Origin of the sequence: Bacteroides muris (ex Afrizal et al. 2022) (assembly GCF_004793475.1) — a bacterium.
GTDB classification, from domain to species: Bacteria; Bacteroidota; Bacteroidia; order Bacteroidales; family Bacteroidaceae; genus Bacteroides; species Bacteroides muris.
The window spans coordinates 39,849-53,721 of the sequence record NZ_SRYZ01000008.1; the positions used below are offsets into that span (position 1 = coordinate 39,849).

The following is a 13,873-nucleotide window of genomic DNA, read 5'->3' on the forward strand; positions in this document are numbered from 1 at the left end:
GTAGATATTTACTTTGGTTTCCTTTCTCTTTTCTGTATGAAAACCGTATGAATTCTATCCTTATGCCTTCAGTGTATAGTCACCGGCTTCTTCCGTCACCGTCTTTTGCAATTCTTCGAGAGTCTTTTCTCCGTCTGAAAACTCTGTGGTGGCTACCGGAGGGTCCAGGGTTACGGTGGCGTGTACGCCCTCCATACTGTTTAATGCTTTCTCTACATGCATGCGGCAATGGTTGCACATCATGCCTTCTACCTTGAATTCTTTTTTCATGATTGTTTCTGTTGGTGGTTCAACTTTTTTGTTTTCTTCTCCTTTATGTATCTTTTTCCGTTTTAGCAGCAGGCTGTTACTTACTACGCTGACACTGCTGAATGCCATAGCTGCGCCGGCTATCATCGGGTTCAGCAGAAAGCCGTTGACGGGATAGAGTATTCCGGCTGCAATGGGTACACCTATTATATTATATATAAATGCCCAGAAGAGATTCTGCCGGATGGTCCGGACTGTCAGACGGGACAGCCGGAGGGCTTCCGGTATTTTTGTCAGATCGGAGGAGATGATAGTCATTTTGGCTACGTCCATGGCGATGTCGCTGCCTCCACCCATGGCGATGCTTAAGTCGGCTTGGGCAAGGGCGGCGCTGTCGTTGATGCCGTCGCCCGCCATCGCCACTTTCCGGCCTTCTGCTTGTAACCGGCTGATAAAGGCTGCCTTGTCCTGCGGCAGTACACTCGCTTGATAATGCGCGATGCCTGCTTTGCGGGCAATTTCGCGGGCGGTGGCTTCATTGTCTCCGGTCAGCATGTGGACTTCGATGCCGGCGGCGCGCAGCTCGCTGACGGCACGGATGGAAGTTTCCTTTATCCGGTCCGTGATTCCGGCTATTGCCAGTGCGTTTTCTCCGTCGGCAAACCAGATGACGGTCTGTGCTTTCACTGTCAGCCGGGCGGCCTCTTCCTGAAGGGACTGACTGACGGCAATCCGGTTCTCTTCCAGCAGTTTCCGGTTTCCGGCGAGGTAGGTCCGGCCTTGTGCCTGTCCTTTCACGCCTTTTCCGGTGATGCTTTCAAAGTCTTGAATGTCTATGGAGGCGGACTCCTTGAGGTGGTTCACCACGGCATCTGCCAACGGATGTTCCGAGAGCTTTTCCAGACTATAGAAAATATCCGGCAGCGCATTGCCCGCAGTGGCGTCAGTATCGGGCGTCATTGCCTGCGTGTTCCATATCAGCTTGCTGACTACCGGTTTCCCTTCGGTCACTGTTCCGGTCTTGTCGAACACCACGGTGTCTATCTTTTTGGCAATCTCCAGGCTTTCGGCATCTTTTATCAGAATGCCCCTTTCGGCTCCCTTGCCGATGCCTACCATGATGGCGGTAGGAGTAGCCAGTCCCAGTGCACACGGGCAGGCGATGATGACCACCGTGACAAATGCCAGCAATCCGTGGGTGAATCCGCCGGTTTCGTCCAGCAGCATCCATGCGATGAAGGCAAGCACTGCGATGCCTATGATGGCAGGCACGAATATCCCGGCTATCTTGTCCACCAGCTGCTGCACCGGTGCCTTGCTTCCTTGCGCGTCCTGCACCATGTGTATAATCTTTGCCAGCAATGTATCCGTGCCGATCTTCTCTGCCCGGAAGCGGAAACTACCCTTCTGGTTGATGGTCCCTGCAAAGACCTTGGCGTCTTTGTGCTTGGGCACTGCTACCGGTTCACCGCTCAGCATGCTTTCGTCCACGTAGGAGGTACCTTCCGTCACGATGCCGTCCACGGCAATCCGTTCTCCGGGTTTCACCTGTACGATGTCGCCGAGGCGAATCTGCTCAATAGGGATAATGCGCTCAAAGGAAGAGTGAGGGATAGCGTGTCTTTCATCTACAATGATGGTCGCAGTCTTGGATTGGAGCCCCATCAGTTTCTTGATGGCGGTTGAGGTGTTTCCTTTCGCCTTTTCTTCCAGCAGGCGGCCCAGCAGTATAAAGGCTATGATGACACTTGCCGCCTCAAAATATACATGCGGATGGATGCCTCTGGACAGCCAGAAGTTAGGGAAGAGCATGTTGAACAGACTGAACAGATAGGCAGTCCCCGTACTGATGGCTACCAGTGTGTCCATATTGGCGCTGCCATGCTGCAACTGTTTCCAGGCGCTGCTGAAGAATCCCCGTCCCAGCCAGAAGACAACGGGAGTGGACAATGCCCACATGATGGGATTGGCATAGGACATATCCATAAAGAACATACCTATGATGACAACGGGCACGGACAGGATGACGGCCCAGGCCGTACGGAATTTCAATGCATTGAATTTCTTGTTGTGGGCTTCTTCTGCCTCTTCGAGCGTGTTGGTGTCCTGGTTTATCAACAAGTCATATCCGGCGGCTTGCACGGCTTGCTGCAATACTTCGGAAGAGCAATTCCGGGGGGTGTATTCTACGGTAACTGTTGCCGAAGCGTAGTTTACGGTTGCTTTTTTGACACCGGATTGCCGATTCAGTGTCTTTTCTACCCGTACTGCGCACGATGCACAACTCATTCCCAATACGGGAAATGTCTCTTGAACGATATTCTTGTCTGTCATGACAATTATGTTGTTTTGAAGTTTCGTCAATAAATTGAAGAACAAAGATACGCCAAAGAAGTTGGCGAAAGATTATGGTATTCCGGATTTAATTTATAGAATTTTGGTAGGGAACTTTATGCTGTGGGTGCTTTATACCTCGTCAAGTGACTTTCTTTTGTTTTCTTTCATCTTCTTGAAGTGGCTGGGAGTTAGCCCCGTTACATTTTTGAACTGTGAACTGAGGTAGGCGGTACTGGAGTAATTCAGTTTATCGGCAATCTCGTTCAGCGACAGTTCACCGTACACCAATAGTTCTTTGACACGCTCTATCTTTTGGGCTATGAGATACTTCTCGATGGTAGTGTTGGTTGCTTCAGAAAAAAACTTGCTCAACGTACTGTAATCCCGGTGGAATCTGGAAGCCAGATAATCGGATAGATTAACCTTCAGCTTATTGTCATGATAGTGTACCAGTTCGATAATGGCATTCTTTATCAATTCTGTCATTTGCGACTTTTTGTCGTCAATCAGTTCGAAACCGAGAGGTTCGAGCGCATCCTTTACCGTTTGGTAGACCTTGTCTGTTACTTTCTCAGGCAGTATGGCAATGCCCAGTTCTACTGATTCGGGTTGCAGACCTAAACTTTCGAGCTGGCTTTTCACTGCCATGATGCAGCGGTTGCACACCATGTTCTTGATGTGCAGCGCGTTTTCCTGATGTATGGTCATATCTATATCGGTCATAGCGCTGCAAAGATAGCGCAAACCGTACTAAAATCAAAACCACTCTCTACGAAATAGGCACCCTCATTATTTCCGACACCGGCATTTGGCCATAAGTTACGGAAACTTCCAACAAACATTCCGTTCGTGCTTCCACTCTTGTATCAGCAGAATACTTACTTTGTTCTGCCATTTCCAGGTTATCCATAGATTTCTCACAACTAAGTAATGAGAAACAAGCAATTAATAGAATTAAGTTTTTCATGAGTTAGTCCTCCTTATAATTAGTGTAACCATAACCTTCTTGTTGCTTGCTTACGTGAAATTTAAGTGAGTGCCAGTTCTTCGTGTTAAAGACCCATTCCGGAAGTTCGCCGGACAGACGATTTCCCTGCAAATCGGGAGGACTGATTCTCGGTTCATCTTTCCATGCATCAAAAGACAGCTTAGGAGTTGCAACTAATAGTACATGCAGCTAACATGTAGATAATGAAGAGGCGAATAACAGAGATTGTTTTCATAATATTTACTATTAAATTAACTGATTTTCAAATATACAATTTATTTTCTGAAAATGAGTATAATCTCACCACTATTTTAATGGAATTTCAAGAAAATGCGGCACAGATTGAATGTTCTCGGTATTTTCTCTTCAATAAGCTTATTACCAATGCTTTTGCTCCTAACTATGAAATGCTGTTTTTATCAGAAGAACTCTGCCATTGACCTGCGATTTGTCAATGACGGACAGTAAAAATTGTTTTAAATTATATTGAGTTTACGTTACATTAAGCCAAAACAGCCTTGTCGTTTGCTTTGATGCATGGTAATCGGTAATTTTGTGTTCAAAAAAAGATAGTGATTCTACCGAAACGCTTTCCTTATCATCCCCCGGCTCAATCCTGTCTGCACCGCTCCCCGCATCAGGAGGTAGGCGAGGAAAGCAAGCCACAGCGCATGGTTCGCCAGGACGGGACGTAGTCCATAATACAAGACGAAGAAGCTGACGGCTGCTGCGGCCATGGACAATAGCATTCCGCGCGTAGCGGTGGCGCCGATGAAGATGCCGTCCCAGATGAAAGCGGCTATACCGACGGCAGGAACGGCAAGCGCCCAGTAGAAATAGGTGTCGGCAACCGCTATCACTTCTTTGTCATCCGTCAATAGCCCGAGGAAAGCATTACCTCCCAGCGCATAGACCAGTGTAAAGAGAACTGCCATTGCCACTCCCCATCCAAAGAGATGCCGGACGGTGTCTGTAAGGGCTTCCCGGTTGCGTGCGCCTATGTATCTGCCGCTCAGGGCCTCGCCTGCGTAGGCAAAACCATCCATTACATACGAGAACAAAGTGAAGAGCTGCATCAGCAGCGTGTTGACGGCCAGAATGATTTCGCCCTGCGAAGCTCCCGCCGAAGTAAAGAACAGGGTGACGGTCACCAGGCAAAGGGTACGCAGAAAAATATCCCTGTTCACTTGGAAGAACCGGAGCATCGCCCCTTTCTCCCAGATACCTGTCCCTTCTTTCCCTTTAATTCTTAATTTATAATTTTTAATTTCCCAGTATCTCTGCAACTTTCCATAATTGCGTACCCAGAGTGCCAGCCCCATCAGGAAACCGGCATACTGGGCAATCAATGTCCCCAGGGCTACTCCTTCTACTTTCATTCCGCATAGATAGACTAGGCTGAGACTGGCAATGATATTGGCCATATTCTGTGTGATGGCTATATACATGGGAATACGTGAATTCTGCATACCGATGAACCATCCCGTGAGTCCGTATAGTCCCAGCATGGCAGGTGCCCCCCAGATGCAGATGTGGAAATAGCGCGTTGCCATCTCCCTGACTTCGTTTGTGGGATGGATGAGAAAGAAAGCGCCTTGCCTGATAGGCGTTTGCAGCAGGATGAGGCAGAACGCCACCGCCAATCCTATGCCTACAGAACGTATCAGCAGACGTACAACTTCCGGCAAATCCCGTTTGCCGAATGCTTGCGAGGTCATTCCACTGGTACCCATGCGCAGGAAACCGAAAATCCAGTAGATGATGTTGAACAGCATTCCGCCTACGGCAATGGCGCCGATATAGGCCGGTGAGCCTAAGTGTCCGACAATGGCTACGTCAATCAGTCCAAGCAAAGGAACGGTGATGTTTGATACGATGGAAGGCAAGGCTATTTGCAGGATTTGTCTGTCTCTGGGTTTCATTGGTAACGCTTGTTTCATAAGACTGGCAAAGTTACGTAGAAAAAGAGATAAAAAGACCGAAAACAAGCCTGGAAAATGCTGAGGAAACCTAAAAAAAAGAAAATCAAAACAGTTTCTAACTATATTTTGTTGATGTTTGCAGTGAAAGTGCGTAAATTTGTAGGTGCATTTCCATGGAGATGATTCAGACTGTTAAACTATTATATACTTTAAGAATGAAATCCTTAACTTTACTTTTCTCTTTGTTTCTGATGTTGCCGTTGCCGGTTTCCGCGCAGTCGGCGGGTGAACTGTTGCAGAAGGTTTCCGAGGCGTTGTCCGGAGGCAAGGATGATTATGCCGTAAGCTTGTTCCGTCAGTCGGCAGATGCCGGTGTGGACCGTACGGAAATGTTCTATTGGACCAATGTGGACAAGAATAGTGAGGTGGCTCCCCGCTTTGCAGATGTGCTGGCTGCGCATTACAAGGAAATGCGAAATTACGATAAAGCCTATCTCTTCTATAAGGAGTTCTTGCAGCGTCATCCTAAAGATGTGCCTGCACTTGTTTCTTGTGCCGAGATGGAAATGATGCGGGGACAGGAGAAAGATGCCTTGAAAACCTATGAAAAGGTATTGATGCTGGATGCCGACAATCTCCAGGCCAATATCTTCTTGGGGAATTATTATTATCTCCAGGCCGAGAAGGACAAGAAGAAGCTTGAAGAAGACTATAAAAAGATAACTTCCCCCACAAGGATGCAGTATGCATGCTATCGCAACGGACTGTTCGACGTGTTCACCAATAGCTACGGCAAAGCTAAGGCATACCTGCAACGCGTGCTTCAAGTATTCCCCTCCATGGAAGCAGGCAATACGCTGGAAAAGATAAAGAAGATGGAGCTGGAGCTGAAATAGCTGTCCGCATCCCGACTAATAGGAAGGGGCTGTTTGTCTCTTATTTCTCTCCGGTCTCTTTTAATCTCTTCAGATATTCCGAAGGTATGCAGCCGAATTCTTCCTTGAAGCATTGCCGGAAGTAGAAGGGATTGTTTATACCTACCTTGAATGCTATTTCCGAAATGTTGTATTTGCCTTCCAGCAGGTATTGCTCGGTGTGTTTCATCCTTATCTTGCGGACGTATTCGTTGGTGGAAAGTCCGGTAAGTGCTTTCATCTTGCGGTAGAGTGTGGAATTGCTCATGCACATTTTGTCCGAAAGATAGCTGATGTCTATTTTGTCTGAAGATAGCCGTTCCTCTATCGAACTGGGTGATGACGCTTCTGCCCGCGATGCTCTCAATCAGGTGCGCAGACGTGCCAAGTTGGATGACGTTACGGCAAGTGGAAAGGCATTGCAAAGTGCCATTCGCCAGGAACGCCGTTTGGAATTGGCTTTCGAGCAGAACAGGCTGTATGATATTCGTCGCTGGACTGATACAAATGGTAAAAAGATGATTAGCAATATTCTGGGACCGAACGGCTCCTTTGTAAAGTGGAACACTGAAGAGGCTACCCGTGATGCTCTTGAGTGGGAAAATCAAGGTGAAGCAAGTGACAAAGGCATCACTTTCAACGAGAACCGCGACATGGTGTTCCCCATTCCTTTGTACGAAATCACAATGTCCAACGGTTCCATTACCCAGAATCCGGGCTGGAATTAAACACATTCTGATGAAAACAGATTGTTGTAGGAACTGATTATTCAATAGGTCTTTATATTCTGTCGCGGATAGTTTGCAATGGATTATCCGCGGCAGTTTTTTTAATCCGAAACAATGTTATGAATTTGAGATGTATTTTTATTCTTCCGGCACTGCTTGCCGCAATGGCTTGCAGCGACGATTCTCCCGTTACACCGGATACTCCAGACACTTCTGATAGTCCGAACATTACGAACAGCGTAGAGAAACTGGTGAGCATCGATGCCGGACAGACTTTCCAGACAATAGCCGGCTTCGGTGCCTCGGACTGTTGGGCGCCTGCCTTTGTGGGCAAGTCATGGACTTCACACCGTGCGGGGATTACGGAACTGCTTTTTTCCTCAGAGATTGTGGGTGGCAAACCGAAAGGAATCGGCCTTTCCCAATGGCGGGTGAATCTTGGTGGCGGCAGTGCCGCGCAAGGTGAAGCCAGCGGCATCGAGGACAAAACCCGTTGTGCGGAATCCTATCTTACCGATGACTTGACGTACGACTGGACCCGTTGCGAGGGACAACGTTACTTCATGGACCGTGCCAAGGAGCTGGGATGTAACAGTTTCATTCACATAAGCCATATTTCGCCCGTCAACGAGCCGCAGTACAACTGGGACAGCGGCCAGTAGGGCAGTGGCTGGACCAATGACGAAGTAGCTGCACTGGCACGCGGGCTGGATAGCTCGTTGGATGCCCGGAGGCTTTCCACAGACATTCTCTTGGGTGAATCCGGTGACTGGGAGTATCTTTATAAAGTGAAAGGTGGGACTGCGTACGCTGGAATTTGATGCCGACAAAGGTTTTGCCCTCAACGGCAACTGGATGAAGGTAAAAGGCGTATGCCTGCATCATGATGCATGGGACATCTGGAACTATGACGAGGGACAGAACATACGCGTGGTGTGCTATACCAATGCTCCGCAGGCGCGCTTGCTGCTCAACGGCAAGGTGGTAGGCGGGATGAAACCCTATGATGAAAAGACCGGTATTATCTATTGGGATATTCCTTTCCAGGCAGGTGAGCTTCGTGCTGAGGGCTGCGATGAGGAAGGAAATGCCTTGTCAGGCTATTCCATCCGGACATCCGGACGTCCTTATGCCATTCGTGCCACTGCAGACCGCACGATTTTATCTGGCGACCGTGCCACTGCGCATATCACCGTAGAGGTGGTTGACGAAGAAGGTACTGTTGTGAAACTTGGCGACAATGAAATTACGTGTGCAGTTGAAGGACCTGCGCGTCTGCTTGGGCTCGAAGGCTCTGACAACAGTGACATGAGTGACTATACCGATAACCGTCACCGTGTATACCACGGGCGTTTGCTGGCCTATATACAGACTACCGGAGGGGAGGGAACGGTTAAAGTAAGGTTTACTTCCCCCCTTCTGAAAGGAACCGAAGTGAAGTTTGAAGTAGGGCAGTAGTGAATAGGCTGTCGGGATATTCTTCTTTAGTTAACAGTAGCTTAATCTCCCTCTTGAAGTATGGATTGCGCAAGTAATAAAAAGGGGAACATGAAAACAGAGATTGTAGGGCGCATTAGGGAACAAAAAGCCTTGATGGAATATATGGATTCCAAGGAGTCTGAATTTATAGCTATTTATGGATGTCGTCGAGTAGGGAAAACTTTTGAGTTTGATAACCTCTACCGTGCCCTTTTTAAATATTCCGAGAAATATTGTGGAGGCGTAGCGGTCTATTCCCATATCCTTTTGAGCAGAGTCTTTTCGGACAAGATGACGGAAACTTTCCCTTTCATGCCTTGCTGCATAAAAGGAGCTTCTTGCAATGACAATGTAAAACAGAAATAGTTGTTCCCCCCGTCGCGGCTGATTATCCGGGGAGAGACGTTGGTGACGGTTCCTTGCAGGTAGCCGTATTCCTTGCTTGTATATCCTTCCAGTTCTATTTCGGCTTTCATGCCCGGATTGATTTGCGTGATGCAGGCATATGGCAGTTCTGCGGTGGCGATGGCCTGCCCATTCCGGATGCCTGTCAGTGTGATGTCCGTATCTGCCGTTTCGGGGTAGGGCACGAATGCCGCTACGGCCAGCAGCAGTGCCACGATGAGGCCGATAATGCCGATTCCGCTGCGCACTAGCATCGGGGGGACTTGCCCGATGATTCTCCGTACCTGCTCGCTTCTGAGCTCTATGTCTTTGTTCTCCATACTGTTATTCTGTAATTCATGCTGTCTCCCATGCGCTAACTGCCCAATTCCAATTGGTTTTTTACGAGGTTATAATAAGCTCCCCGGTTGGCTATCAGTTCCTGGTGCTTTCCGGTTTCTATGATTTTTCCTTGGTCTATCACCACTATCCGGTCTGCATTTTTGACGGTACTCAGGCGGTGCGCCACTACGACTACCGTTTTCCCTTTGTAGAATTCCATCAGGTTTTCTACAATCGCCCGTTCATTGTTGGCATCCAGTGCATTGGTGGCTTCGTCCAGAAAGATGTACTGCGGATTCTTGTAGACGGCGCGGGCTATCAGTATCCGTTGCTTCTGCCCTTGGCTCAGTCCTACGCCGTCCTGCCCTATCAAGGTGTTGTATTTCAGGGGGAGGCGCATGATGTAGTCGTCTATATTGGCAATCCGGGCAGCCTCTGCCAGCCGTTCCTTGTCTATATCCCCATCGTCCACCGCAATGTTCCGGGCTATGGATTCGGAGAAGATTACCCCGTCCTGCATCACTACGCCGCATTGCCTGCGCCACCACTTCAGGTTGAAGCGGTTGATGTCTGTGCCGCCGATAGAGATTTCTCCGCCCAATGCCTTGTAGTAGCCCAGCAGCAACTTGATGATTGTCGTCTTTCCGCTTCCGCTGGTGCCCACGATGGCAGTCACTTTCCCTTCGGGAATCTCAAAATCCACACTGTCCAGAGTCTTGTTCAAGGCGTGCGGGTCGTACTTGAAGTCCACCATTTTCAGCCGTAGGCTTTTGTCTTGGCTTTGAAATGCAGCAATCGCCTCCGGATTACTTTCCTCGTTTTCCATCTCGTGTATTTCGTTGATACGTTCCAAGCTTATCTTCACGTCCTGCAGGGAGTAGATGAAATTCATCAGCTGCTCGATGGGCGAGCTTAGTTGTCCGATGATGTACTGCACCGCCAGCATCATACCCAGAGTCATCTGCCCGTTTATCACGGCGGTTGCCGCCACTACGGTAATCACGATATTCTTTATCTCGTTGATGAAGATGCTTCCTGCTTCTTGTGTCTGTTGCAGTCTTAGGCTCTTCATATTTGCATCGAACAGTTCGGCCTGCACGTCTTCCCATTCCCAGCGCCGGCGCTGTTCGCAGTCCTGCAGCTTTATCTCTTGCATGGCGGTGATGAACTGGTAAGTCTTGTTGTTGTTCTTCGCCTGCTTCTCAAAGTAGAGGTAGTCTATCTGCTTCCGCCGTTTCAGGAAGAGGGCTATCCAGACGGAGTAGGCGATGCTGCCTGCCAGAAAAATACAGAATATCGGCAGGTTGTAGCATAACAGCACGGCTCCGAACACGATGAAGCTGAACAGCGAGAACATCACGCTGAGTGTCTGCGTGGTAAGGAACTTTTCCACCCGGTTGTGGTCGTTCATCCGTTGCAGCAGGTCGCCCATCAGCTTGGTGTCGAAGAAAGACATGGGCAGTTTCAGCAGTTTGATGAAGAAGTTCGACACCAGCGAGATATTTATCCGCATACTGATGTGCAGCAATATCCACCGACGTATGAAGTCCACGCTTGTCCGACTGACGGTCAGCATCAACTGTCCGATAAGTATCAGATAGATGAAATTCAGGTTCCGGTGCTTGATTCCTACGTCCACAATGGCTTGCGTCAGGAAGGGGAAGATGAGTTGCAGGACACTGCCAATCAGTAGCCCCAAGATGATTTGCCCGAAGTAACGGCGGTACTGGCGGAAATAGCCGAAGAGGAAGGAGAAGGAGCGCTTTTCCGATTTGTGCTCCTCCTGCTTCTCGTAGAAGGCTGGGGTGGGTTGGAGGAAGAGGGCGATGCCAGCTTCTTCGTTCTTAACAAATGTATTAAACCAATTTTCTTTAAATTCTTCTTCCGTGTATTTTAGCAATCCTTTTGCCGGGTCGGCTATATAGTAAATATTCTTCTTCTTTCGTTTTTTTATATCATATAATATGATAAAATGTTTCTGATTCCAATATAGGATACAAGGCAATGAAGCTTCTTTTAATTGGGGAATTGTTACCTTTCCCACTATTGTATGAAATCCCAATTTTAAAGCGGCTTCATTGATGCTGCGTAATGATGTTCCTTCCGTAGTTGCAAAACAGTATCGGGATATTGTTTCCAATGAATAGTTTGTTCCAAAGAAATCGCATATCATTTGTAAGCAGGCTAAACCGCACTGCATAGAGTCGTACTGTTTATGGAGTGGGAATCTCATCATTCTTTCAATAACTGTATGTTCGGTTTTTCTTGTTGCAGATATTGGCTTTTTCTTTTGGGGGCTTTATATTTCCATACATATTGAACGGTGAAGTAAAGCATTTTGTCCCGTTTGGGGTAATCGTAGTTTATGTAACTGTGATAATCCAACCGGGTATCGTCAATAGAGTAGGCATATTCATAAGGTTCTATCATGTAGCGCATGCCGATTCCTACGTTCCAATTGGTATTTATATTCCAGTTAAGTGCCATTCTGCAATCGGTAGAATTCTTCCTTTTGGAATATTCCTCATGAGAATAGGGCTGGAAGCTGATGGAACCGTTCAGCGAGATATTTTTATAATAGAAACGCCAATTGGGATAAATGCTTATCCAGCTTTTCGTGGTATTCTCAAAAAAGCATCTACGGTATCTTCCCATCAATCCGATATGCCCTACATTCTTTATGTTGTATCTGGCACTGAGCGTGGCAATAAGCTGGGACTCCCTTTTCTTGTTTTCGTAAGTGTAGGCATAAACCTCTCCTTCCTTCCGGCCTATTCTTTCGTATATATCCATATATCGGGCATAGCAGATGTCGGGTTCTATATACCAGGCTCCTAGGGTGAACCGGTAGGCTGCTCCGCTCTCGATGGTATAACTTGGCTCAAGGTAGGGGTTTCCTTTGATGACTTGAAGGCTGTCTGTGGAGGTGTTGTACGGGTTCAGCAGGGAAATGGAAGGATTGGATGTATATCCCCGGACGTAGCCTTTAAGCAGATGATGCTTCCGGAATGAGTAGCTTGCATTTCCCGAAACTCTTATCTTGTAGTATTGATTCTTGATGTCTTCTATTTTATTGTAATGACAATCCAGTCCCAACGATAGCATATACGAAAAAGGTGTTTTTGCACTACTGTATGTGGCATACAAGTATTCGTTCCAGCTTCGGTAGTCGAAAGTATTGCTGCCTGCGGTCGAAGTGTTGTCCAATTTCCCGTTTATATAGTAAGTGTCACTTCCTATTGTCAGTTCGTTTTTGTTGTCCCATTTCTTTTGGTATTCGGCTATGTAACTGCCGGTCTGATAAACCATTTTATAGCGGTTCTCATTGGAATAGTTGTAATTGTCGGAAAATTCATGGTTACAGTTGCTGTCTTTATTGAGGCTGTAACTGTAACTGAGGGTACTTTCAAGCAGGCTTTTCTCGCTCAGCCGATATTGGTGCAATACTTTCCCGGCATAGGTAATGGGACGGTTGTGGGTTAATCTCCGGGCATCATATTCATAGGAAGTCTCTTTTTGTGAGATACTCCCTTCTCCCCACTTTCTTGTTTTTGTGTTGTTATAATCGGCATATAAACTGTAAGAGAGGTAGTTGTTAAGGTTGGGTACAAAGTCTCCCCCTATGTAAAAGGCGGCATTGTGCGAATTGTGCCGGGTATTTAAGCTGTAGTCTTTGTCTGTTCCGGAGTAATGCTGTTCTCCGTATTCATTCCCTTTTTCACGGTTGGCTCCCGACCAAAACAAGATGGTATAGAAAGAGAATTTGTCGTTTCCGGTTTCAAAACTTCCACTGTGAGAGTTTGTCACCATTCCCGGATGGACGTCATTGTACAGATTCAGTAACCGGTAAGTCTGGCTTCTTTTTTTGAGCTTGATATTGAGCACCGTTGCATGCCCGTCTTTTAGGTATTTGACCGGTGGATTTTCCATTATTTCTATGCTTTCCACTTCTGCCGGGTCGATGGATTCTATGGAAGTGTCTCGTTGCATATTATTGACCAATATGACTACGTTCTGTTCATCGGCCGTCTTTATTTTCCGCATGGACAAATCCACCTTTAAATTGGGTATTTCTTGCAAGGCTTCGTAAATGCTTTTCTCTTTCCTGGCATTTCCAGACAGATGAAAAAGAGTGCTTTGGGCATTGGACTTTATGACGTTGCTACGGTCTGCGGTTATTACGACGTTATCCAAATTCACATTCTTCACCGGGTAGAGTGTATGTCCTAATTCCTTGTTGCCATTCAAGTAGATGGTGCCGTTCACGCTTTGATAGTTGTCGTGGTAGATGTGATACGTGTACTCTTTTTCCGGTAGCTTTCCGAATATGTATTGCCCGTTCTTGTTTGTGAATGTCTTATGAGAAGAGGAGTCGGACATCGCTTGAATCCATACGGTTGCGTGTTCAACTCCTTTTCCAAGGGTATCTGTTACGATGCCTGAAAGTTGCCGGAGGTTTTGCCCCTTGGCTGCGTGAGACCCCAGATATGATATAGCGAGGATAATCAAGAGTATTTTATAGTTCATGAT

At 47.3% G+C, this 13,873-nt stretch carries 7 protein-coding genes and 4 pseudogenes; 4 read left to right on the top strand and 7 right to left on the bottom strand.

What is annotated here, in order from left to right:
• Positions 1–60: 60 nt before the first annotated feature.
• The 3 genes from E5355_RS05675 to E5355_RS05685 all read right to left on the bottom strand — a co-directional run bounded on the left by E5355_RS05675 (position 61) and on the right by E5355_RS05685 (position 5,496).
• Entirely contained in the window at positions 61–2,583 is a 2,523-nt protein-coding gene (locus E5355_RS05675; protein WP_136009532.1) for a heavy metal translocating P-type ATPase, read from the bottom strand.
• 132 nt (positions 2,584–2,715) lie between these two features.
• On the bottom strand, positions 2,716–3,309 hold the full coding sequence (locus E5355_RS05680) for a helix-turn-helix domain-containing protein (RefSeq protein WP_246866893.1): 594 nt from the start codon (positions 3,307–3,309) through the stop codon (positions 2,716–2,718).
• Positions 3,310–4,152: 843 nt separating this feature from the next.
• Positions 4,153–5,496: an MATE family efflux transporter gene (locus tag E5355_RS05685; RefSeq protein ID WP_136009533.1), complete on the bottom strand. Its 1,344-nt coding sequence runs from the start codon at positions 5,494–5,496 to the stop codon at positions 4,153–4,155.
• Between the two features lie 215 nt (positions 5,497–5,711).
• Here E5355_RS05685 and E5355_RS05690 point away from each other — a divergent pair, with 215 nt between their 5' ends.
• Entirely contained in the window at positions 5,712–6,392 is a 681-nt protein-coding gene (locus E5355_RS05690) for a tetratricopeptide repeat protein (RefSeq protein WP_136009534.1), read from the top strand.
• A gap of 40 nt (positions 6,393–6,432) precedes the next feature.
• Here the strand turns inward: E5355_RS05690 and E5355_RS05695 are convergent.
• A pseudogene (locus E5355_RS05695) lies at positions 6,433–6,738 on the bottom strand (helix-turn-helix domain-containing protein); the annotation flags it as partial.
• 1 nt (position 6,739) lies between these two features.
• On the opposite strand from E5355_RS05695, the pseudogene E5355_RS05700 reads away from it, so the two are divergent.
• The 3 pseudogenes from E5355_RS05700 to E5355_RS05710 all read left to right on the top strand — a co-directional run.
• Positions 6,740–7,138 (top strand): annotated as a pseudogene (locus tag E5355_RS05700) (RagB/SusD family nutrient uptake outer membrane protein); the annotation flags it as partial.
• A 119-nt stretch (positions 7,139–7,257) separates the two neighbouring features.
• Positions 7,258–7,932 (top strand): annotated as a pseudogene (locus E5355_RS05705) (glycoside hydrolase); the annotation flags it as partial.
• Between the two features lie 76 nt (positions 7,933–8,008).
• Positions 8,009–8,596: pseudogene (locus tag E5355_RS05710) on the top strand (DUF4982 domain-containing protein); the annotation flags it as partial.
• 272 nt (positions 8,597–8,868) lie between these two features.
• Here E5355_RS05710 and E5355_RS05715 read toward each other — a convergent pair.
• Genes E5355_RS05715 through E5355_RS05725 form a run of 3 tightly spaced genes read right to left on the bottom strand, consistent with a single transcriptional unit; the run spans position 8,869 to position 13,870 of the window.
• Positions 8,869–9,342: an HlyD family efflux transporter periplasmic adaptor subunit gene (locus tag E5355_RS05715; protein ID WP_136009535.1), complete on the bottom strand. Its 474-nt coding sequence runs from the start codon at positions 9,340–9,342 to the stop codon at positions 8,869–8,871.
• Between the two features lie 35 nt (positions 9,343–9,377).
• A complete protein-coding gene (locus E5355_RS05720; RefSeq protein WP_136009536.1) occupies positions 9,378–11,579 on the bottom strand; it encodes a peptidase domain-containing ABC transporter in 2,202 nt (733 codons plus the stop codon).
• Positions 11,576–13,870 carry a TonB-dependent receptor gene (locus E5355_RS05725; protein WP_136009537.1) on the bottom strand — a complete coding sequence of 765 codons (2,295 nt, stop codon included), beginning with the start codon at positions 13,868–13,870 and terminating at the stop codon, positions 11,576–11,578. The genes E5355_RS05720 and E5355_RS05725 overlap by 4 nt, the downstream gene beginning before the upstream one ends.
• Positions 13,871–13,873 lie beyond the last annotated feature (3 nt).

Bases quoted from the DNA above. Each gene is read 5' to 3' on its own strand.
- E5355_RS05675 (WP_136009532.1), bottom strand. From the start codon at position 2,583: ATGACAGACAAGAATATCGTTCAAGAGACATTTCCCGTATTGGGAATG.
- E5355_RS05680 (WP_246866893.1), bottom strand. From the start codon at position 3,309: ATGACCGATATAGATATGACCATACATCAGGAAAACGCGCTGCACATC.
- E5355_RS05685 (WP_136009533.1), bottom strand. From the start codon at position 5,496: ATGAAACCCAGAGACAGACAAATCCTGCAAATAGCCTTGCCTTCCATC.
- E5355_RS05690 (WP_136009534.1), top strand. From the start codon at position 5,712: ATGAAATCCTTAACTTTACTTTTCTCTTTGTTTCTGATGTTGCCGTTG.
- E5355_RS05715 (WP_136009535.1), bottom strand. From the start codon at position 9,342: ATGGAGAACAAAGACATAGAGCTCAGAAGCGAGCAGGTACGGAGAATC.
- E5355_RS05720 (WP_136009536.1), bottom strand. From the start codon at position 11,579: ATGATGAGATTCCCACTCCATAAACAGTACGACTCTATGCAGTGCGGT.
- E5355_RS05725 (WP_136009537.1), bottom strand. From the start codon at position 13,870: ATGAACTATAAAATACTCTTGATTATCCTCGCTATATCATATCTGGGG.